The following is a 20,618-nucleotide window of genomic DNA, read 5'->3' on the forward strand; positions in this document are numbered from 1 at the left end:
ACGGCTTTTGGTATGGACACAGTCAAGTAGGGGCAATAACCTGAGACTTGGTCTAGACCTGCACGGCTCACGGAACTCCCCACACGTTCTCCAGGAGCGGCAGCATGCGCAAAAAGACCAAGTGGTACGCGGGCGTGCTCGGGCTCACCACGGCCGGGGCCATCGCGCTCTCGTCCGGGGCCGCGAGCAGCCACGGCTACACCGACCTCCCCATCAGCAGGCAGAAGCTCTGTGCCAACGGCACGGTGACGAACTGCGGCGACATCCAGTACGAGCCGCAGAGCGTCGAGGGCCCCAAGGGCTTCCCGGCGGCCGGCCCCGCCGACGGCCAGATCTGCAACGGCGGGATCAGTCGCTTCGCCCAACTCAGCGCACCGAAGGCCCCGTCCGGCGCCGCCTGGCCGACGACCAAGGTGACGGGCGGTCAGTCGTACACGTTCCGCTGGCAGTTCACGGCGATCCACGCGACGACGGACTTCAAGTACTACGTCACCAAGGCGGGTTGGAACCAGAACCACAACCTGGCCCGCTCGGACCTCAACACCACCCCCTTCCTCACCGTCCCCTACAACGGCCAGCGCCCCTCGTCGTCCACCATCTCCCACACCGGCACCCTGCCCTCGGGCCTCTCCGGCCACCACGTGATCGTCGCGGTGTGGACGATCGCCGACACGGCCAACGCGTTCTACTCCTGCGATGACGTCACGTTCTGAGCGTGAGGTTCTGAGCTTTGCTTGAGACAGTCCGGCATCCCCCGGGGGTAGGTTCCCCACACCAAGTGGCATCCGACCTCGGGGGAAGCATCATGGACCTGATCATCTACCTCGTTCCAAGCCTCGTCATGGGCTTCGCCCTCTTCATGGGATATCGCGTGACGCGCCGCTGGCTCCAGGTGCGCGGTGCCTGGAACAGCGGGCTGACGGCCGAGGGGCGTTGCCTGCGCTCGTACACGACGGTGAGCGGCGGGCACGGTGACACCTCGGTGCGCACCACACTGCACCACGTGTACGAGTTCACCGCCCGCGACGGCAGCTCCGTGCGGTTCGAGGAGGAGGGCGGGCGGGGGACCGTCATCGAGGGCGACTACGTCACCGTGTACTACACCGACGGCCGCGAGGTGGTCGCCACCGCGCACGAGCCCAGCCGGGGCAAGCAGGCGGCGGCCACCTTCGGCATCCTGGCCTTCCTCGGCGTGATCGTCGTGTTCTGCGTCGGCTTCATGGCCTCCTACGCCACCACCTTCGCGGGCTCGGGCCCCGACGGGTTCTGACCGGCACACCTCTCCACATCTGACGGTACGTCAACTACGGTGCGCCCCCATGGAGTCCAGGAGGCGTACCGTCGCGGAACTCGTACAGGCACGGTGGGACGACCACCGCCCGGGACTGTGGTGCGAGGAGCGGACGCTCACCCACCACGAGGTGGCGGCCGGCGCCGCGGCCAGGGCGGCCCTCCTCGCCGACCTCCTCCCGCCCGGCACCCCACCCCACATCGGCGTACTGCTCGACAACACCCCTGAATACCCCCTGTGGTTGAGCGCGGCGGCCCTCGCGGGCGCGGCCGTCGCCGGCATCAACCCCACCCGCCGCGGCCCCGAGCTGGCCCGCGACATCCTGCACACCGAATGCCGGATCCTCGTCACCGGGCGCGCACACCTTCCGCTGCTCGGGAACCTCCAACTGGCTGGCGTACACCTCCTGGTGACGGACACTCAGGCCTACGGCGACCTCCTCGCGCCGTACGCGAACACCAAACCGGACGCCTTCTCCCGGGCCACCCCCGACGACCGCATCCTGCTCTACTTCACCTCCGGTTCCACCGGCGCCCCGAAGGCCGCGATCTGCACCCAGGGCCGCCTGGCCGCCGCCGGAGCCTCACTGGTCGACAGCTTCGGGGTCCTCCCGGACGACGTGCACTACATCTGCATGCCGATGTTCCACGGCAACGCGGTGATCGCCGACTGGGCACCGGCGCTGGCGGCCGGGGCGGGGGTGGCGCTGCGCCGCAGGTTCTCGGCGTCCCGCTTCCTGGACGACGTACGGGCGTACGGGGCCACGTACTTCACCTATGTCGGCCGTGCGGTGCAGTACATCCTGGCCACCGAGGAACGCGCCGACGACCGGGACAACCCGCTGCGGATGGGCTTCGGCACGGAGGCGGGGGCGGTGGACGCGGCGGCGTTCGAGCGGCGGTTCGGGGTGCGGCTGGTGGAGGGGTACGGGTCCTCGGAGGGCGGGGCGGCGGTGCAGTGGTCGCCGGGGACACCGTCCGGGGCGGTCGGACGGGCGGCGCCCGGGCTCGCCGTACTCGATCCGGAGACGCGGGCGGAGTGCCCGCCGGCGGTCTTCGACTCGGCCGGCCGACTGCTCAACGGGGAAGAGGCGATAGGGGAGTTGGTGAACCGCGCGCCCAACCCCTTCGAGGGCTACTGGCGCAACCCGGAGGCGGACGCGGAACGCCGCCGGGAGGGCTGGTACTGGACCGGCGACCTCTTCTACCGCGACACCGACGGCTACCTCTACTTCGCCGGCCGCACCGACGACCGCCTCCGCGTCGACAGCGAGAACCTCGCCGCCGCGATGATCGAGAACATCCTCGCCCGCTACGAGGGCGCCGACGCCGTGGCGGTCTACGCGGTACCGGACCCAGTCACCGGCGACCAGGTCATGGCGACGATTGCCGGGCACTTCGACCCGCTCGGCTTCGCCGAATTCCTGCTGTCCCAGCCGGACTTGGGGACGAAGATGGCACCGCGCTTCGTACGGGTGGTGCGCCGGATGCCGGTCACGGCGACGAACAAGATCCACCGGGCGGGGCTGCGGCGGGAGGGGATCCGGTGCGCCGATCCGGTGTGGTGGCGGCCACCGGGGGAGGCGGCGTATCGGCGGCTGACTCCGCAGGACGCTGTCGTAGCAGCGGGGACCAGTCGGATCGGCTGAGGATGTCGGCCAGTTCGCGGCGGGTGCGGACGCCGAGTTTGGCGTAGGCGCGCCGGAGATGGTTGTCGACCGTGCGCACGGACAGGTGCAGTGCCTCTGCGATCTCCTTGCTGCGCAGGTTGCCCGCGGCGAGCAGGGCGATCTCGCGTTCGCGGTCCGTGAAGGCGTAGGTGGCCTCCGCGCTCGCGAGGAGGGGAGTGCGCACCCCGGGGCACCTGGCGGTGAAGGCCCGGGTCAGCAGGGACGCGGCGGTCGCGCGGCGCGGGTGACCGGCCCGGCGCCAGGCCGCGGAGGCCGACGCCGCGGCTTCGGCGGCGAGCAAGTGGGCGCCGATGGCGCCGAGTTCATGTGCCGCTGCCAGCAGCAGGTCCGGATCGCTTGCGGCCAGAGCGGCACTGAGACGGACCCGGGCCGGAGCGAGATGGCCGTCGCACTGCCTGCTCAGCTCGGCCAGCCGTCCGGTGACCTCCTTGGCGCCGCCCAGTCGGGCGATGTCCGTCAACAGCAGCATCTCCGAGGTGGGTTGCCCGGTGTCGCGGGCGTCGGCAGCCGCGGCGGCCAGGATGTCCCGGGCCTGGGACAGGTGTCCGCGGGAGGCCTTGAGCCAGGCCTCGCCGAGGCGCTCCTCACCCGCCTGGTGGCCCATGACCGGGTAGGTCCGCATCCGGACCACGGCCGCCTCGGCGGTGTCGAAGTCGCCCAGTAACGCGGCCGCGGCGGCCAGGCCTCCCCAGGCCTGGGACAGCGGCCGGACCTGGTGGTGGATCTCGCCCTGGGTGATGGCTTCGGCGTACCAACGGCGGGCGGTCGCCGCGTCGCCTGCCAGCCATCCCACTCTGCCGCGGTAGGCCGCGGCCCACACCCGGGTCTGGGCCGAGTCGGTGTCCACCAGGTCGGTCAGAATGCCCTCCGCCACCTCCCCGGCCTGCGCCAGCTGCCCCGCGTCGGTCAACGCGAAGACCACGGGCACGAGTTGGGATGTCGGATGCGCGGGGCCCAGTGTCCGGTCGTCCACCTTCACATGGGCCGCGTAACTCGCCCGGCCCGAGTCGATCGCCTCGCGGGACCTGCCGACGTAGGCCAGCCCGGCTGTCCTGGACATCGAGGCGATCAGCCAGGAGTTGATGTCCTGGGTCTCCTGGATATTGGTGTCCAGGCCGTCGAGCAGCGCCAGAGCCTGGGCGGGGCGGCCCGAAACAGCCATCAGGGACGCCTTGTTGAGAACGAGAAGGCGTTGACACGCAGGGCTGGTGACGTGCCGTAGCGCGGTGTCGTTGACCCGGAACGCCTCCTGAGTGTGCGCGGCGACCCAGAAGAGATTCCAGGTGCGGACCATCGCGGCGGCGATCCCGTCCTCCTCCGACGCGGCCCGCTTCTGGGCCTCCGCGAGGATCTCCTCCGCCCGCTGCCAGCGCCCGAGTTGGACCAGGGAGTCGCCCTGGAGGAGTAAGGACTCGTATGTGCGGTCCGCCTCGGGAAGAGCCTCCAGCAGGGCGACGACCTGTTCGTAGTCGTGGACGTGGCGTGCCAGCGCGGCGGCCCGGACGATCAGGCCGGGATCGGCTGTACCGGTGGCGGCCAGTTGGTAGATGGCCACCCGGAGGGCGTCGTCGTGGCGTCTGCCGCCGTACACGCCGATCCGCTCGATCTGCCGGAGCAGCAGCGTCCGGCGGCGGACCAGCGAGAGCCCCTCCCGCAGTGCCTCGCCGTAGAGCGGGTGGCTCAGGACGACGAGGGTGCGCCGTTCGTCCTGCCGGACGTCGACCAGTCCGGCTTCGTCCAGCTCGGCCACCACATCCATCGACGCGGCCGAGACCGCGTCGGCCAACGAGACCGACCCGCACACCGCGAGCAGTTCCAGAACTCTGCGCGCCACGGTGTCCACGGCGGCGAGGCGGTTCCTGATCAGCTCGCCGAGCCGTGGGGTGGTCGGCAGCGCTCCTTCGGTGAGGGTCCAGATCTCCCCGTCGTTCGACAGCGTCCCGGTGTCCAGCGCTCCGTGCACCAGCTCGCGCAGATACAGGGCGTTGCCCCCGGACGCCTCGAACAGACGGTGGAGGGTGCGGTGTCCGAGCGGTGCGCCGAGTACAGTGCGCAACAGCCGTTCCGCCCCGCCCCGGTCGAAGGGTTCCAGGTCGATACGGCAGACCGCGTCGCCCCGTGCGAGTGCCTCCACGGCGTCGGCGTCGGCGGCTTCTGCGGCCGGGCCACCGGTGCGTACCGTGGCGATCAGCCGGATCGCGCCCGCGTCGAGCAGATGGCGCAGCAGCGCGGTGGACGCCTTGTCCAGCAGGTGCAGGTCGTCCACCAGGACCGCCCACCGGTCGTCTCCCCGGGGGCCGGCCAGCAGCCTGGCGACCTCGGCGAACCCGGAGACCGGGTCCGACAGGTCGACGCCGGCCGGTATCAGGTGGGCGATCGCGCCCATCGGCGCCGCTGCCGCCGAGGCACTCGCGGTCACCCGGATCCCTTTGGCCCCTGTGTCCACGGCCCGGGTGAGGAGTTCGTCGGCGAGCCGTGACTTGCCCACTCCGGCCGGTCCGAAGACCACCACGGTGGTGCACGCGGGTCTGCGCCATGCCTGCTCGAAGGTCTCCAGCTCCCGGTCCCGCTCTACGAACGGCCACGGTAGATCAGGCATGTCTGTCCCCCGGTCCGGCGGCACCACTGACATGAGCCTGCCCAGCGTGGCATGCCTGCGGCACTTTCCGGAGGCGGCGGGGCGCGGGAACCAGGGCTCTTTGAGCAACGGTTGCTCACGCCGTACCACGGCGACCGGAGCACTGTTTCTCCTGGATCCGCCGACCGACGAGCTGCGCGAGAGCGACGGCTCTGAAGCCGCGGCCGGCGATGACTCGACGGGTGGAACGGGGAGAGAAACGTTGGACATCAAGAACAAGCTCGGGCGTAGCGCGGGTATCGCGATCGCCGCGGCGGGGATCGTGGCGCTGAACCTGCCCGGCGATGCGATGGCGAGTACCACCGCGGGGTGTCGGCGGTCTGCACGATCAAGACCACCAACGGGCACTACCTGACGGCGGTCGACGAGGGAGGGCACACGACGAACGCGATCCAGAGCGACCGGACAGTCGCCTCGACACGGGAGAAGTTCACGCTGGTGCCCGCGGGAGACAGCTTCCACTACGGGTTCCGCAGCAGCAACGGGAACTACCTCTCCGCCGTGGGCGGAGGCGGCGTGGCCAACGCCGACTCCATCCACACGGATGCGACGTTGTCGAACTTCGGCTCGTGGGAAGAGTTCCAGATCGACTGCACCGACCCGTGACGGGCATCCGCCCCGAAAACGGCTGAGGGCGTTCTCCACGGGGGGAGAACGCCCTTGGTCGATCTCTGCGTTTGCCCAGCGGTGGACTTACCAGCGGCCACCGGTGACGTGTGCGGGCCTCCAATAGACGGCGGCCCAGATTCCGTGGTTTGCCGCGGCTCCCCAGCCCCGGCTCCAGGAGGTCAGCAGGTTGCCCGCGTTGGTGCAGAGCCAGGCCGGGACCTTGGCGGTACAGGCACGAACGGCGCCTGCGATCGCTCCCCGGGCGATGTCCCCGTAGGAAGCGATGATCCAGAAGTGGTCCCCGGTCACACCGGTCGCCAGTGCCTGGACGGCGTGCCCCTTGCTGGTGGACGTCGCGGAGGTGATGGTCCCGGTGTTCTGTACCGGTGCGTCGGTACGGACCGTGGCCACACCGGCGAAGGCTTCCTGGACTTCGCTGATGAGTCGCGCCCGGCTCTCCGGAGTCGCCGTCAGGTGTTCCCACTCCGACGACTCGGCAGAGGTCGGTCCTCGCGGGTTCACCGCGAACTGCCGGGCCGCGACGGGACTGGTCGCTTTCTTGGAATCTTCTTGGGCACTGCCGGCCAGCAGACCGCCGGCGAGGGCGGTCACGACTGCGGCACCCAGCGCCGCGGCGATCCATCGGCGCCGCGGGGATCGGCGTACCGCGGACCACTCGGTTTCACGGGTCTTCACTCGGTGTGCTCCCCTTCGTGATGGTTACTGGTACCGCACGATGGTTCCAGTCGGTTCAGCACAAAGAGTGATATCTATGGATCTTATGATCAATTGATCAGTCGTGATCGTCTTTGTCTTCCGTTGCGAGCGGCCCGCACACGACCAAGGGCACCCTCCCGAAGGAGGATGCCCTTGATCACACACTGTGCGCCGCCAGGGACTCGAACCCCGGACCCGCTGATTAAGAGTCAGCTGCTCTAACCAACTGAGCTAGCGGCGCATGACTCACGCCTTCCGCTGGATCAGAGTCTCGCGGAGGGCGACGAGAAAATACTACCTGGTCCGGAGGGGTGCTCCGGACCAGGCCCTGGTTTCTAGATCGCGAGAGACAGCAGTACGGGGCCCGCTTCGCGGTTCAGGGTGTCCGCTGCCTGGCGGAGGCGGTGGGCGTCTTCGACCGGGAGGGACAGGGCCAGGCAGCCCACCGAGGAGCCCGCCGTGATCGGGACGGCCGCGCAGACCGTGCCCAGTGCGTACTCCTGGAGGTCGAGGTGGGGGACGGTCGGCGGCTGGGTCTCCAGGCGGGAGAGCAGCAGCTTGTCGCTGGTGATGGTGCGCGAGGTGAGGCGGGCCATCTTGTGCCGGGAGAGATGGTCGCGGCGGCCGTTGTGGTCGAGCTGGCCCAGCAGGCTCTTGCCGAGCGCGGTGGCGTGCGCGGAGAAGCGGAAGTCGACCCACTCGTTGACCGCCGGGGTGGTGGGCCCGGCCGCGTACTGGGTGATCGTGACCTCGCCGTCGACGTACCGGCTGACGTAGACCGCCGCGCCCAGGGAGTCGCGCAGCCGGTCCAGGGTCCGCTGGATCTGCTCGCGCACCGCCTGGTCGCGGCCGGCCGCGGAGCCGAGCCGGCCCAGGGCCTCGCCGGTGACGTAGGCGCCGTCGGTGAGCTGCTCGACGTAGCCCTCGCGGCGCAGTGTCCGCAGCAGTATGGTCAGGCGCTCGACGCCGAGGCCGGTGCGGCGGGCCAGTTCGGTGTCCGTGACACCGGTGGCGTGTCCCGCGAGGGTCTCCAGGACGCGCAGTGCGTCCTGTATCGAGTGGTAGGGAGCGGTCGGCTCGTGCATCAGCGCCACGGTGTTTCTCCCTGCGCTCGCTTTTTGGGCCGTGATACCGGACAGCGAATCCTCTCCACGATAACTGTCAAACGGCCGATGTGGAGCGGCTGTTGGCGAGATTGTGTCCCTGCTCATGCCCTCCCAACTGGGGTGCGGGACCTTTGGCATATGCCTACGGCATGCCACGTGGCGTAGACCTTGGGTGTTCGGTTGTTCACTTGGCGTAGTTGAACAAACGTCAAAGAATCGCGCCGAGAAATTCCCGGGTCCGCCGGTGTTCCGGATCGCCGAAGATCCGCTCCGGCGGGCCCGATTCGATGACCTTGCCCGCGTCGAACATCAGGACCTGGTCCGAGATGTCCCGGGCGAAATTCATCTCGTGGGTCACACAGAGCATGGTGATGTCGGTGGTGCGGGCGATGTCCCGGAGCACGTCGAGCACGCCCGCGACCAGCTCCGGGTCCAGCGCGGAGGTCACCTCGTCGAGGAGCAGTACCTGCGGGCGCATCGCCAGCGCCCGCGCGATCGCGACCCGTTGCTGCTGGCCGCCGGAGAGCCGGGTCGGGCGGGCGTCGGCCTTGTCGGCGAGGCCGACCAGGTCCAGCAGTTCCAGGGCGCGCGCCTCCGCTTCGTCCTTGGGCATGCCGAGGACGGTGACCGGTGCCTCGGTGATGTTGCGCAGCACCGTCATGTTCGGGAACAGGTTGAACTGCTGGAAGACCATCCCGATCTTCTTGCGTATCTCACGGACCCGCTTCTCGGCCGCGGGGAAGAGCTGCTCCCCGTCGACGGTGATCGTGCCCTCGTCCGGCTTGGTCAGGGTCATCAGCAGCCGCAGGATCGTGGTCTTGCCGGACCCGGAGGGGCCGATCAGGGTGACGTGCTTCCCGGACTCGACGGAGAAGTCGAGGCTGTCGAGCACGGTGTTGGCGCCGAAGCGCTTGGTGACGTGGTCCAGGCGGATCAACTCGCTGCCGTCCACCGGGGGGTTGGCGTTGGCGTCGGGTTCTTTCATCAGGGGCGTGTCAGCGGACAAGGCGTCGCTCCAGGGCTCGGATCAGCAGGGAGGCGGGATAGGAGATGAGGATGAAGGCCACGCCGATCACGGTGATGGGCTCGGTGAACTGGTAGTGGTCCTGGGAGAAGAGCCGGGCCTGTCCCATCAGCTCCAGCACGGTGATCGCCATCAGGATCGGGGTGTCCTTGAGCATCGCGATCACGTAGTTGCCGAGCGCCGGGATCACCCGGCGGATGGCCTGCGGCAGGATGACGGCCGTCCAGGTCCGGCGCACCGGCAGGTTCAGCGCGGTGGCCGCCTCCCACTGGCCGACGGGCACCGCTTCGATGCCCGCGCGGTAGACCTGCATCGTGTACGTCGAGTAGTGCAGCCCGATCGCGAAGACACCGGTGGTCAGCGCGGAGAAGGTCAGCCCCCACTCGGGCAACACATAGAACAGGAAGAACAGTTGCACCAGCAGCGGGGTGTCCCGGACGAACTCGGTGACGACCCCGACCGGCCAGCGCACCCAGCGGGTCGGCGTCCGCATCAGCAGCGTCCACACCAGCCCGAGCACGAACGAGATCAGCGAGCCGAGGACCAGCACCTGCAGGGTGACCTTCAGGCCGTCCCAGAAGTACGGCATGAACTCGCTCACGGCGTTCCAGTCCCACTTCACGCGACCCCACCTCCTCCGACGCCGGTGGTCTCCGGGCGCCTCAACTCACGCGCGGCGAAACCGCCCCCGGTGTCCTTGCCGATCCCGGCCTTGAGCCGCTTCTCCAGTCCGCGCATCAGCCGGGTGAGCGTGAAGGCGATCACGAAGTAGATCAGCAGGATGTACGTGTAGATCTGCGCGCTCTGCTGCAGCGCGAGCCGTACCAGGTTGGCGCTGAAGGTGAGATCGCCCATGCCCATGACCGAGACCAGGGCGGTGCCCTTGAGGAGTTCGATCAGCAGGTTGCAGAAGGACGGGATCATCTCCGGCACGGCCTGCGGCAGCAGGATCAGCCGCATCCGCTGCCAGGGCGTGAAGCTGAGCGCGACACCGCCCTCCTGCTGCGCCGGGTCGACCGCGTTCAGGGCGCCGCGCACGATCTCCGTGCCGTACGCGCCGTAGGTCAGGCCGAGGGCGAGCGTGCCCGCCCACAGGGGGACCAGTTGCCAGCCGAAGGCGACCGGCAGCACGAAGAACACCCAGAAGATCATGACGAGGGCGGAGGTGCCGCGGAACACCTCGGTGTAGAAGCCGGCGAGGAAGCGGACGATCCACAGCCGGTGGGTCCGCGCGATGCCGACGACGAAGGACACGGCGGTCGCCAACAGTGCGCTGAGGACGAGGAGTTGGACGGTGGTCCAGATCCCCTTGAGGACAAGTTCCCAGAGTCCTGAGGTCATCCGCTGCAGAGCTCCTTCGCGGTGAGGTTCGTCATCTCGGCCTTGGTGAATCCGAAGGGCCGCAGGATGCGGAACAACTCCCCGCTCTTCTTGAGCTTGTGCAATTCGGCGTTGAAGGCGTCGCGCAGCTTCGTCTCGGTCGGCCGGAACGCGAAGGCGCCCCCGTCGATGCGCGGTTTCCCGTCGACGAGCGGGGCGAAGGGCGTGGTCGACTCCGCCTTCGCGGAGTTCTTCACGACCGCGCGGGTGGTGAGCGCCGTGCCGGCGAAGACGTCGACACGCCCCGCTTCCACGGCGTTCAGCCCGGCGACCTGGTCCGGGACGATCAGGATGTCGCTCTGCTTGTACCCGGCGTCGACGGCGTGCTGGATCTGCGCGTAGCCGGTGCCGGTGGCGAACCTCGCCTTCTTCGCGACGACGTCCTTGTAGGTGTGCAGCCCCTTCGGGTTGCCCTTGCGGACGACGAACGCGTCGAGCACCTGGTAGTCCGGGTCGGCGAAGATGACCTGCGCACAGCGTTCCGGGGTCACGTACATCCCGGCGGCCACGACGTCGAACTGCTGCGAGTTCAGCCCCGGGATGAGCGATCCGAACTCGGTGGGCACGGGCTGCACCCTGTCGACGCCGAGCCGCTTGAAGATCGCTTCCGCCAACTTCGGTGCCTCACCGGTCAGTTGACCGTCCTTGTCGATGTAGCCGAACGGGATCTCACCCGCTATCCCCAGCCGTACGACGCCCTGTGCCTTCAGCCGGTCGAGCAGTTCACCGCCGCTGGTGGTCGACGCGGTGGCCACACGGCTGCAGCCGGCCGCGCCCAGCGCACCTGCCGCCGCCACCCCGGCGAGCAGTGCCCGGCGGGTGTGCCCCGGCGTGTGACCGGATGTGTGTCTGTCGTTCCCAATTGGTGGAGCCATGGGCGCGCAGCTACCCGACCGCTCCGGGGTTATGCACCCTGGATGACATGACGGATCACTTCATCGAGGTCTCACTCGCAAAGCGGAACGTCCACTGCCGGGCAAAACTGCTGGTAGACCGCGCCCCGCTGACCTGCGCGGCGATCTGGAACGCACTGCCGCTCGCCGGCGACGTCTACCACGCCAAGTACGCCCGCAACGAGATCTACGCCCTTTTCCCGCCATTCGCGGAAACGGAACCCCCGCTGGAAAACCCCACGGTCACCCCCATACCGGGCGATCTCTGCTATTTCGCCTTCGCGGGCACGGAACTGGGCACGAAGGCCTACGGCTACGACCGCGAGGTCCGCGCCGGTACGACGGTCGTCGACCTGGCCCTGTTCTACGAACGCAACAACCTCCTCCTCAACGGTGATGTGGGCTGGGTACCCGGCATCGTCTGGGGCGAGGTGACCGAGGGGCTGACGGAGATGGCGGAGGCCTGCAACGACCTGTGGCGGTCCGGCGCGGCGGGGGAGACGCTCAGCTTCCGGCGGGCGTGAGTCCGCCGGTGAAGCAGGCGTGCGCCGCCCGCAGCACCAGTTCGTCCCGGTGCCGTGCCCCCACGATCTGCATGCCGATCGGCAGACCGTCGCCGTCGTTCCCCACGGGGACGGTGGCGGCGGGCTGTTGGGTCATGTTGAAGGGGTACGTGAACGGGGTCCAGCCGGTCCAGCGGCGGTGCCCGGAACCCTTCGGGACCTCAACTCCCGCCTCGAACGCGGTGATCGGGAGAGTGGGCGTGACGAGGAGGTCGTAGCGGTCGTGGAACTGGCCCGTCCTGCGGCCGAGTTCCATCCGGACGTCCACCGCCGCCAGATAGTCCAGCGCGGAGAGGCGCGCCCCGGCGGCGCAGATCTCCCGCAGCCCCGGGTCGAGCAACTCCCGTTGCTTCGGGGCGAGTTTCTGGGTCACCCGGGCCGCTCCGCTGAACCACAGGGCGTGGAAGGCGTCCACCGGGTCCGTGAAGTCGGGGTCGGTCTCCTCGACGTACGCGCCGAGCGCGGCCAGCCTCTCCACGCCCCGCCGTACCGCCGCCGCGACCGCCGGACGCACCGCGACCTGGCCGCCGAGGGACGGGGAATACGCGATCCGCAGGCCCTTTATGCCGTGCGCGAGCACCTCCGTGAAGGATCCCGACGGGCGGTCCAGGCACGACCAGTCGCGGGCGTCCGGTACGCCGATCACATCCAGCAGCAGCGCCGCGTCCGCCGCGTCCCTGGCCATCGGGCCGACGTGCGACAGCGTGCCGAACGCGCTCGCCGGGTACAGCGGCACCCTGCCGTACGTCGGCTTCAGCCCGAAGATCCCGCAGAAGGACGCGGGGATTCGGACGCTGCCGCCGCCGTCCGTGCCCAGCGACAACGGACCCGCGCCGAAGGCCACCGCCGCCGCGCTTCCGCCGCTCGAACCGCCGGCCGTGCGCGAGGGGTCGTGCGGGTTGCGGGTGATGCCGGACAGCGGGGAGTCCGTGACGCCCTTCCAGCCGAACTCAGGGGTCGTCGTCTTGCCGATGAACACCGCGCCGTGTTCGCGGAGCCGGGCCACCGAGGGTGCGTCCTCGTCCCAACTGCCCCGCTCGGCAATGGTCTTGGAGCCGCGCAGGGTTGGAGCGCCGCGCTGCAGCAGGATGTCCTTCACGGTGACCGGTACCCCGTCCACCAGCCCGGCCGGCTCGCCGCGCCGCCAGCGCTCCGCCGACTCGGCCGCCCGCGCCAACGCGCCCTCCGCGTCGAGCCGTACGAACGCGTTCACGACGGGCTGGATCTCCTCGGCCCGCTCCAGGGTCGCGCGGGTCGCCTCCACGGGGCTGAACTCCCGCCTGCGGTAGCCGTCCAGGAGTTCCACGGCGGTCAGCTCGGTGAGTTCGGTCGTCATCCGGCCCTCCAGAGTGGGGAGTTCAGTGCCCCGGTACGTACCCGCGCTTCTTGTCGACCACGTTCCGCAGCGGCTTGCCCGCCGCCCAGCGCTCGTACAACTCCACGAACTGCGCGCCGAGTTCGTCCCGCCAGCCGACCGTGTCGCCGCTCATGTGCGGGGAGACGATCAGCCCCGGGACCTGCCACAACGGGCTGTCGGGGGTGAGGGGTTCGGTCTCGAAGACGTCCAGTGCGGCGCCCGCGATCCAGTGCTTGGTGAGTGCCTCCGCGAGCGCGTCCTCCACGACGAGCTGTCCCCGGCCCACGTTGATGAAACGGGCCGAGGGCTGCATGCAGCCGAACCGTCGGGTGTCGAACATGCCCCGCGTCTCGTCGGTCAGCGGTGCCGCCGAGATCACCCAGTCGGCGCGGGCCATCAGCCGGTCGAGTTCGCCGGGGCCGTGGATACCGGTGCGTGGGGTACGGCCGACCAGCGCCGTCGTCACGCCAAGTGCCTTGAGAACGCGGACGATCGCCCGCCCGATGGGCCCGGAGCCGACCACACAGGCCCGGGTCCCGGCCACCCGCTGTGCCTCGCGGTGCCGCCAGGTCCGCCCCCGCTGGAGGTCCAGCGTCCGCGGCAGGTCCTTGGCCATCGCGAGGACGAGGGCGGCGACGTACTCGGCGATCGGATCGTCGAAGACGCCGCGCGCGTTCGTCACCACCGTGTCGGAGTCGGCGAGGTCGGGGCACATCAGGTGGTCCACGCCCGCGCTGGCGGTGTGCACCCAGCGCGGTCTCGGACCCCCGCCCGGCCAGGCGGAGCGCACTGCGCGCGAGGAGAAGTCCCACACCAACAGGATGTCGGCGGACGGCAGCTGCTCCGCGAGTGTCGACGCGTCGGCGTGCTGGACGCGTACGCGGCCGGTGAGCTTTCCGAGGCGGGGGAGCGGGTCGGCGTCCAGGACGAGAAGGGTGGGCGGGGCAGCGGGAGTTGCGGTCATGCGGAGCCGTTTCTCGCGGGAAACAACCGGGGTGCGGCCGTCTGACATGCGCGGATTGACCACGCTCGCACTCGAACCTACCTTCGTCAACACGGACGCCCGCACGGACCGTTGTCACCCCGTTTCTCTTGGTGAGGCCGGTGTTGCCATGCACGTTTCCTTCCTGGGCGGACCCCGCCCGCAGCGCGGTGTCGGTGTCGTCGCCCCCTTCGACTTCGCGCTGGACCGCGAGTTGTGGCGGTGGGTCCCCGACGACATCTCGCTGCACCTCACGCGGACGCCGTTCGTGCCCGTCGAGGTGAGCCTCGACCTGGCGCGACTCGTCAGCGAACACGAGACGCTCCATGACGCGGTCCGCACGCTGAACGCGGTGGCCCCCGAGGTCGTCGCGTACGCCTGCACCTCCGGGAGCTTCGTCGGCGGACTCGCCGGGGAGCGCGCGATGTGCGAGGCGATGACCCGGGCCGGCGAGGTCCCGTCCCTGACCACCTCGGGCGCCCTGCTCGCCGCCCTCACCGAGCTGGGCGCCCGCCGGATCGCCCTGGTCACGCCCTACACGGTGTCCGTTACCCAGTCCCTGGAGGAGTACCTCGCCGAGGCCGGCGTCGAGGTCACCGGCCGCGCCTTCATGGGCCTGACCCGGCACATCTGGAAGGTGCCGTACCGGGACGTCGTCGACATGGCCCGCCAGGCCGTCAAGGGCGCCGCCGACGCGCTCTTCATCAGCTGCACCAACCTTCCGACGTACGACGTGATCCCCCAGCTGGAGGCGGAACTGCAGATACCGGTTGTGTCGGCCAACCAGGTCACGATGTGGGCAGCCCTGCGCCGACTGGGTACCCGTGCCGTGGGCCCCTATCAGGCGCTGCTGGACGAGTCCGCGCGCCGCCCGGGGCCGGTACTGCCGGAAGAACACCAGGAAGGCTGGTCATGACCGCACTCGGATTCCTCTACCCGGGACACTCCGCCGAGGACGACTACCCGCGCATCGAGCAGCTCCTCGGCAGCGACATCCGCCTCGACCTCGTCCACACGGACATCGGCGAGGACGCACACCGCGTGGACGCGCTGCTGGAGATGGGCTCCACCGAGCGCCTCACGGCGGGCGTCGAGGCGCTGCGCATGTCCGGTGCCGAGGCGGTGGTCTGGGCCTGCACCAGCGGCAGCTTCGTCTACGGCTGGGAGGGCGCCCACGAGCAGGTGCGCGGCCTGGCCCGGGCGGCCGGCCTGCCGGCGTCGTCGACGTCCTTCGCCTTCGTGTACGCGGCGAAGGAGCTGGGGGTGCGACGGGTGGCCGTGGGCGCGACGTATCCGGACGACGTGGCGGCGCTCTTCGCGGACTTCCTCCGGGCCGGCGGAGTGGAGCCGGCCGTGGTGCGTGCCTCCGGCATCATCACCGCCGCCGAGGTCGGCACCTGGGGCCGGGACGAGGTGCTCGCGCTGGCCCGTTCCGTCGACGGCCCGGACATCGAGGCCGTCCTCCTGCCGGACACGGCCCTGCATACCGCCGGTCATCTCACGGGCCTGGAGAAGGAGCTGGGCAAGCCGGTCCTCACGGCGAACCAGGTCACGGTGTGGGAGGCGCTGCGGCTGACGGACCGCAGGGTCAACGCGCCGGAGCTGGGCGCGCTGTTCACCAGGGAACCCCTCGTGCAGGCCGACTGAGCCGCCCGGCCGGGTTCCGGGAATAAAGCGGAGACACCCTCCTGTTAGCCCGGGCAGACACCGCACAGCTCACAACAGGAGGCACCCACCGTGGCGGCAGACGACGAGGCCCGGAGCGCGACCGACGAGATCCGGGGTACGGCGCAGGGCACCGCCCCCGTCCCCCTCTCCGTACTGGACCTGGTGACCGTGGGCGCCGGCCGCACCGCCACGGACGCGCTCCGTACCAGCGTGCGGATCGCCGAGCTCGCCGAGGCCCGCGGCTTCCACCGCTACTGGGTCGCCGAGCACCACTCGATGCCGGGCGTCGCCTCCTCCTCGCCCGCCGTGATCCTGGCCCATCTCGCCGCCCACACGGACCGCATCCGCCTCGGCTCCGGCGGCGTCATGCTCCCGAACCACGCCCCGCTCGTCATCGCCGAACAGTTCGGCACCCTGGAAGCACTCGCCCCGAACCGCGTCGACCTCGGCCTCGGCCGCGCCCCCGGCACCGACGGCGCCACCGCGGCGGCCCTCCGCCGGACCGACCGCCTCAACGAAGGCGCCGACGACTTTCCCGAGCAACTCGCCGAACTCGTCCGCTTCTTGGACGACGACTTCCCGGACGGCCACCCCTACGCCCGTATCCACGCGGTCCCCGGCCCGATCCAGTCGACCTCGCCCGGCGGCGTCCAGTCCCCGCACCGCCCCCCGATCTGGCTCCTCGGCTCCTCCGGCTTCAGCGCCCGGCTGGCCGGCATGCTCGGCCTGCCCTTCGCCTTCGCCCACCACTTCTCCGCGCAGAACACCGTCCCGGCCCTCGACCTCTACCGCGAGTCGTTCCGGCCGAGCGCGGTGCTCGACGCGCCGTACGCCCTGATCGGTGTCTCCGCCCTCGCCACCGACGACGAGAAGGACGCCCGCCGCCAGGTGCTGGCCGCCGCCCTCAACATGGTCCGGCTGCGCACCGGCCGCCCCGGCCTGGTGCCCACCCCGGAAGAGGCCGAGGCGTACGAATTCAGCCCCATGGAGCGGGAGTTCATCACCTCCTGGAACGCCAACGTCATCCACGGCACCGCCGACGAGGTCCGCTCCGGCCTCGACGACCTGCAGAAGCGCACGGGCGCCGACGAGTTGATGCTCACGTCCCACGCCCACAACGCCGACCTGCGCCTGCGCTCGTACGAACTGATCGCCGACGCCTATGAGTTGACGGCCAGTCAGGAGGCCTGATTGCAGGCTTTCGTACCCAGCAACTCGGAGATACGATCCGGCGCCACCGGGCGGGAGTAGAGCCACCCCTGTCCGGTGTCGCAGCCGATCCTGCGCAGCCGGGACGCCTGCGCCGAGGTCTCCACACACTCGGCGGTCACCGACAGGCCCAGCCGGTGGGCGAGTTGGATCATCGCCTCGACGATGACCTCGTCGGCCGGGTTCGGCGGGACGCCCTCCCCCTCGTACTGGAAGCCCCGTACGAAGGAACCGTCCAGCTTCAGGACCGAGACCGGCAGGCGGCTCAGGTACGCCAGGTTCGAGTAACCGGTGCCGAAGTCGTCGATGGCGATGTGCACACCCATGTCGCTGAGCGCCTGGAGCGCCTGCAACGGCCGACCCGCCGAGCCCATCACCGCGGACTCGGTCAGCTCCAACTGGAGCAGATGCGGGGCGAGTCCGGTCTCCGCGAGGGTCTCCGCGACGTCGGCGACCAGGTCCGAGTCCCACACCTGGCGTACGGCCACGTTGACGCTCACGAAGATCGGCGGCTCGTCCGGGTGGTCCAGCTGCCAACGCCGGGCCTGGCGGCAGGCGGTGACCAGGACCCAGCGGCCGAGCTGCACGATCGAGCCGTCCTCCTCCGCCAGTCCGATGAACCGATTCGGCGTCAGCATGCCGAACTGCGGGTGGTTCCAGCGCACCAACGCCTCGACCCCGCGCAGCCGTCCGTTCTCCATGCCCACCAACGGCTGGTACTCCAGGGTGAATTCACCCCGCTCGATGGCCGGGCGGAGGGTGGAGGCCAGCGCCTGGCGGGTCATGCGGTGCGCGTTGCGCTCCGGATCGAACAGCGTCCAGCGGGACTTGCCGTCGGCCTTCGCCCAGTACAGCGTGGTGTCGGCGGCCTGCATCAGACAGGTGGCCGTCGTACCGGCCGCCTGCCGCTCGACCACCCCGATCGACGCCGACAGCGACAGCCGTTGGCCGGAGAGGTCGAAGGGCGCCTGCAGCGCCCTGAGCACCGACTCGGCGAGATCGGCCAGTTGGTCGGTGCCGGTCGAGTCCTCGACGAGCAGCGCGAACTCGTCGCCGCCGAGCCGTGCCACCAGCGGGGCGGTGGCCCGGGCATGGCCCGCCTCGTCCGCGCACCGCGTCAGCCGTTCCGCCACGGCGGCCAGCAGCCGGTCGCCGACGCGGTGGCCGAGGGTGTCGTTGACCGCCTTGAAGCCGTCCAGGTCCAGATAGCACAGGCCGATCCGTCCGGTGCCGCCCTGCTCGTACGACCCCGCCTCCAGCGCGGCCGAGAGCCGTTCGAAGAACAGGGTGCGGTTGGGCAGCCGGGTCACCGGGTCGTGCATCTCCAAGTGCCGTAGCCGCGCCTGGAGTTCACGGCGGTCGCTGATGTCGGTGAGTGACAGCAGCACGCCGTGCTCCGCGGCCGGCAGCGGTGCCGCGGTCACCTGCACCCACAGGGAGTGCCCGTCGGGGTGCTTGACCCGGCGGGTGCGGCTCAGCTTGGCCTGCCGGCCGCGCAGCACCTCGCGATAGGCGTGCCAGGTGCGGGCGTCCGACCTCAGGTCCACCAGATCGGCCGCGACCAGCCCGGCGAGCGCCGCACCGCCCTTGCCGAGCAGCGCGGCGAACGTGTCGTTGGCGCTCACCACCAGCCCGTCGCGGTCCACGACGGCCATGGCGAGGGGGGACGCGGAGAAGGCGGACCCGAGCCTGCCGTCCACGGGAAGACTGACACCGGGCGACGCGTCGCCACTACTCTCTGTTACGGCCGGCCGGATGAGGTCTGCCGCGGGCGCCGGCCCTTCGGACGTTCCGCTCACCGCTCGCTCCCGCAGTGCACTCGATCTTCGGATGGGTCTCGTCGGGATGGCCGACCGGGTGGGAGGCCGCCGTGCCGTGTCCGTGCAGGAAAGTGTGCCGATCATAGAGGTTGGCCCCCGGCCCTTCCAGCCACTCTCCAGTGTCCCGGAACAACGGCCCGTTCCGGCAGATCGATTCCGCCCGCACCTGGACGGGTTCGCCAAATGGCCGACCGCATGTGACGTTCCGTGAGTGTTTCCGGATGTCGGCCCGGGCGTGTCTCAGCCGTCCCGGGCGTCCCCCTCACTCATCTGGTGCAGATAAACGAGGCATACCCCAACAAACCATCACAGGCTGGGTATCGGTGTCCCGCGAACCGCTCCCGGAGGTCCTCGTGCCGTGTCAGCTCCCCCTCAAGGGGCTCTCCCGTACGGCACCCAAGGGGCTCTCCCAGTGGCGGGCGCGCCCCCGACTGCGCAGCACCGCGGCCGTGTTCACCACGATGTCCGCGGTCGCCGCGACCTCCATCATGTCCAGCCAGTCGGTTGCCGAGCCCTACTCGTCCACCCCCTGCGCCCTCAAGCGCACCGACGCCCACCACTCCGAGGGCCTGGACACCTGGAACGCCGCCTACCCGCGCCCCGCCCGCCCGCTCAACGCAGTGATGATCTTCCTCTCCTTCCCCGACGCGACCCCGCGGACCACCCCCGCCGAGCTGGCCGCCGACCACTTCCCGGCCACCACCCGCTTCTACGAACGCGCCTCCTATGGCAGGTTCACGCTCCGTCCGCACCCGCTGCGGAACTGGGTCCGCATGCCGAGGCCGTCCACGTCGTACGCCATACAGCGCGACTGGAACCCGGTGAACCGCGCCGCGTATCTCCGCGACGCGCTCGCCGCCGCCGACCCCGAGGTCGACTTCTCCCACTACGACGTCGTCTACTTCGTGGCCGATCCGGACGCGCCCGGGGTGGACTCGGACGCGACGAAGGTCGTCAACCTGGACACCCCGCTGCGGGCCGACGGCACGGACATCCGGCGGGTCGTCACCGTGTTCGAGAAGCACCCGCCGGACCGGCTTGTCCTCGCCCACGAGACGGGCCATGTCTTCGACCTGCCGGACCTCTACCACCGGCCGGTGGACGGCAAGGGCGACTGGGACACGTATGTCGGCGACTGGGATCTGATGGGCAGTCAATTCGGCCTGGCCCCCGACCTGTTCGCCTGGCACAAGTGGAAGCTGGGCTGGCTGGATCCGCGCCAGGTGGTGTGCGTACGGGGGGCCGGGCCGACCCGGCTGACCCTGGAACCCCTGGCCGCCGAGCCCCCGGCGGCCGGCAACGCCGGATCGCCCGCGTTCGGACTCGGCCTCGGCGTCAAACTGGCCGTGGTGCGGACCGGCACCGACAGCGCGCTCGCCTTCGAGGCCCGCAGCCCCGTCGGCAACGACAGCACGGCCTGCAAACAGGGCATCCTCGTCTACCGGGTACGCGGCGGCGCGGCCTCCGGAAGCGGCCCGATCGAGGTCGTCGACGCCCACCCCCGCACCGAGGCCTGCTGGGAGACCTCGGTCTACCCGCCCCTGGCCGACGCCCCGGTCGCCCTCGGCGAGACCTTCACCGTGCCCGGCGACAACGTACGGGTGGCGGTGGAGGGACGGACGGATTCGGGGGCGTGGACGGTGACCATCACGCCGGGAGACAGGCCCTGAG

General features: G+C 70.1%; 18 protein-coding genes, 1 tRNA gene and 1 pseudogene. 9 read left to right on the plus strand and 11 right to left on the minus strand.

Features of this window, described 5'->3' with window-relative positions; translation table 11 throughout:
* Positions 1–104 precede the first annotated feature (104 nt).
* The 3 genes from OH768_RS32630 (at position 105) to OH768_RS32640 (ending at position 2,939) form a co-directional block, all read left to right on the plus strand.
* The gene (locus OH768_RS32630; protein WP_406459520.1) at positions 105–713 is read left to right on the plus strand and encodes a lytic polysaccharide monooxygenase; all 609 of its coding nucleotides are present in this window, start codon (positions 105–107) and stop codon (positions 711–713) included.
* Positions 714–805: 92 nt separating this feature from the next.
* A complete protein-coding gene (locus OH768_RS32635) occupies positions 806–1,270 on the plus strand; it encodes a hypothetical protein (protein WP_406459522.1) in 465 nt (154 codons plus the stop codon).
* Between the two features lie 49 nt (positions 1,271–1,319).
* A complete protein-coding gene (locus OH768_RS32640; RefSeq protein ID WP_406459524.1) occupies positions 1,320–2,939 on the plus strand; it encodes a long-chain-fatty-acid--CoA ligase in 1,620 nt (539 codons plus the stop codon).
* Between the two features lie 13 nt (positions 2,940–2,952).
* Here the strand turns inward: OH768_RS32640 and OH768_RS32645 are convergent.
* Positions 2,953–5,829: pseudogene (locus tag OH768_RS32645) on the minus strand (AAA family ATPase); the annotation flags it as partial.
* 99 nt (positions 5,830–5,928) lie between these two features.
* Here OH768_RS32645 and OH768_RS32650 point away from each other — a divergent pair.
* Entirely contained in the window at positions 5,929–6,225 is a 297-nt protein-coding gene (locus tag OH768_RS32650; protein ID WP_406459526.1) for a fascin domain-containing protein, read from the plus strand.
* Positions 6,226–6,312: 87 nt separating this feature from the next.
* On the opposite strand, the gene OH768_RS32655 is transcribed toward OH768_RS32650, so the two are convergent.
* The 7 genes from OH768_RS32655 to ehuB all read right to left on the minus strand — a co-directional run bounded on the left by OH768_RS32655 (position 6,313) and on the right by ehuB (position 11,330).
* On the minus strand, positions 6,313–6,924 hold the full coding sequence (locus OH768_RS32655) for a hypothetical protein (protein WP_406459528.1): 612 nt from the start codon (positions 6,922–6,924) through the stop codon (positions 6,313–6,315).
* A 188-nt stretch (positions 6,925–7,112) separates the two neighbouring features.
* Positions 7,113–7,186: transfer RNA gene (locus tag OH768_RS32660), tRNA-Lys, on the minus strand.
* 94 nt (positions 7,187–7,280) lie between these two features.
* Positions 7,281–8,039 (minus strand): IclR family transcriptional regulator, encoded by a 759-nt coding sequence (locus OH768_RS32665; protein ID WP_406459530.1) that lies wholly within the window; start codon positions 8,037–8,039, stop codon positions 7,281–7,283.
* 220 nt (positions 8,040–8,259) lie between these two features.
* Positions 8,260–9,036 carry an ectoine/hydroxyectoine ABC transporter ATP-binding protein EhuA gene (gene ehuA / locus OH768_RS32670; protein WP_406459532.1) on the minus strand — a complete coding sequence of 259 codons (777 nt, stop codon included), beginning with the start codon at positions 9,034–9,036 and terminating at the stop codon, positions 8,260–8,262.
* A 10-nt stretch (positions 9,037–9,046) separates the two neighbouring features.
* Complete coding sequence (gene ehuD, locus OH768_RS32675; protein ID WP_406459534.1) at positions 9,047–9,697, minus strand: ectoine/hydroxyectoine ABC transporter permease subunit EhuD; 651 nt, start codon at positions 9,695–9,697, stop codon at positions 9,047–9,049.
* Positions 9,694–10,416 (minus strand): ectoine/hydroxyectoine ABC transporter permease subunit EhuC, encoded by a 723-nt coding sequence (gene ehuC / locus OH768_RS32680; RefSeq protein ID WP_406459535.1) that lies wholly within the window; start codon positions 10,414–10,416, stop codon positions 9,694–9,696. The genes ehuD and ehuC overlap by 4 nt, the downstream gene beginning before the upstream one ends.
* On the minus strand, positions 10,413–11,330 hold the full coding sequence (gene ehuB, locus OH768_RS32685) for an ectoine/hydroxyectoine ABC transporter substrate-binding protein EhuB (RefSeq protein ID WP_406459536.1): 918 nt from the start codon (positions 11,328–11,330) through the stop codon (positions 10,413–10,415). The genes ehuC and ehuB overlap by 4 nt, the downstream gene beginning before the upstream one ends.
* 47 nt (positions 11,331–11,377) lie before the next feature.
* Here ehuB and OH768_RS32690 point away from each other — a divergent pair, with 47 nt between their 5' ends.
* A complete protein-coding gene (locus OH768_RS32690; protein ID WP_359607793.1) occupies positions 11,378–11,872 on the plus strand; it encodes a DUF3830 family protein in 495 nt (164 codons plus the stop codon).
* Here the strand turns inward: OH768_RS32690 and OH768_RS32695 are convergent.
* Positions 11,853–13,247, minus strand: coding sequence for an amidase (locus OH768_RS32695; protein WP_406459537.1), 1,395 nt, complete (start codon positions 13,245–13,247; stop codon positions 11,853–11,855). The two genes, OH768_RS32690 and OH768_RS32695, sit on opposite strands and share 20 nt — an antisense overlap.
* A 22-nt stretch (positions 13,248–13,269) precedes the next feature.
* Positions 13,270–14,232, minus strand: coding sequence for a D-2-hydroxyacid dehydrogenase (locus OH768_RS32700; RefSeq protein ID WP_406459538.1), 963 nt, complete (start codon positions 14,230–14,232; stop codon positions 13,270–13,272).
* A gap of 148 nt (positions 14,233–14,380) precedes the next feature.
* Here OH768_RS32700 and OH768_RS32705 point away from each other — a divergent pair, with 148 nt between their 5' ends.
* The 3 genes from OH768_RS32705 to OH768_RS32715 all read left to right on the plus strand — a co-directional run bounded on the left by OH768_RS32705 (position 14,381) and on the right by OH768_RS32715 (position 17,109).
* Entirely contained in the window at positions 14,381–15,166 is a 786-nt protein-coding gene (locus tag OH768_RS32705) for an aspartate/glutamate racemase family protein (RefSeq protein WP_406459540.1), read from the plus strand.
* Entirely contained in the window at positions 15,163–15,897 is a 735-nt protein-coding gene (locus OH768_RS32710) for a decarboxylase (protein ID WP_406459542.1), read from the plus strand. The genes OH768_RS32705 and OH768_RS32710 overlap by 4 nt, the downstream gene beginning before the upstream one ends.
* 90 nt (positions 15,898–15,987) lie before the next feature.
* On the plus strand, positions 15,988–17,109 hold the full coding sequence (locus OH768_RS32715) for an LLM class flavin-dependent oxidoreductase (protein ID WP_406459544.1): 1,122 nt from the start codon (positions 15,988–15,990) through the stop codon (positions 17,107–17,109).
* On the opposite strand, the gene OH768_RS32720 is transcribed toward OH768_RS32715, so the two are convergent.
* Positions 17,097–18,926: a putative bifunctional diguanylate cyclase/phosphodiesterase gene (locus OH768_RS32720; RefSeq protein ID WP_406459545.1), complete on the minus strand. Its 1,830-nt coding sequence runs from the start codon at positions 18,924–18,926 to the stop codon at positions 17,097–17,099. The two genes, OH768_RS32715 and OH768_RS32720, sit on opposite strands and share 13 nt — an antisense overlap.
* 344 nt (positions 18,927–19,270) lie before the next feature.
* Between OH768_RS32720 and OH768_RS32725 the strand changes: the two genes are divergently transcribed.
* On the plus strand, positions 19,271–20,617 hold the full coding sequence (locus OH768_RS32725; protein ID WP_406459546.1) for a M6 family metalloprotease domain-containing protein: 1,347 nt from the start codon (positions 19,271–19,273) through the stop codon (positions 20,615–20,617).
* The last annotated feature ends 1 nt before the right edge of the window (position 20,618 follow it).

Source organism: Streptomyces sp. NBC_01622 (assembly GCF_045209635.1).
Lineage (GTDB): Bacteria > Actinomycetota > Actinomycetes > Streptomycetales > Streptomycetaceae > Streptomyces.

Coding starts and splice junctions, on each gene's coding strand:
- ehuA (WP_406459532.1), bottom strand. CDS start 9,036: ATGAAAGAACCCGACGCCAACGCCAACCCCCCGGTGGACGGCAGCGAG.
- OH768_RS32710 (WP_406459542.1), top strand. CDS start 15,163: ATGACCGCACTCGGATTCCTCTACCCGGGACACTCCGCCGAGGACGAC.
- OH768_RS32630 (WP_406459520.1), top strand. CDS start 105: ATGCGCAAAAAGACCAAGTGGTACGCGGGCGTGCTCGGGCTCACCACG.
- OH768_RS32695 (WP_406459537.1), bottom strand. CDS start 13,247: ATGACGACCGAACTCACCGAGCTGACCGCCGTGGAACTCCTGGACGGC.
- ehuC (WP_406459535.1), bottom strand. CDS start 10,416: ATGACCTCAGGACTCTGGGAACTTGTCCTCAAGGGGATCTGGACCACC.
- OH768_RS32690 (WP_359607793.1), top strand. CDS start 11,378: ATGACGGATCACTTCATCGAGGTCTCACTCGCAAAGCGGAACGTCCAC.
- OH768_RS32700 (WP_406459538.1), bottom strand. CDS start 14,232: ATGACCGCAACTCCCGCTGCCCCGCCCACCCTTCTCGTCCTGGACGCC.
- OH768_RS32635 (WP_406459522.1), top strand. CDS start 806: ATGGACCTGATCATCTACCTCGTTCCAAGCCTCGTCATGGGCTTCGCC.
- OH768_RS32705 (WP_406459540.1), top strand. CDS start 14,381: ATGCACGTTTCCTTCCTGGGCGGACCCCGCCCGCAGCGCGGTGTCGGT.
- OH768_RS32640 (WP_406459524.1), top strand. CDS start 1,320: ATGGAGTCCAGGAGGCGTACCGTCGCGGAACTCGTACAGGCACGGTGG.
- ehuB (WP_406459536.1), bottom strand. CDS start 11,330: ATGGCTCCACCAATTGGGAACGACAGACACACATCCGGTCACACGCCG.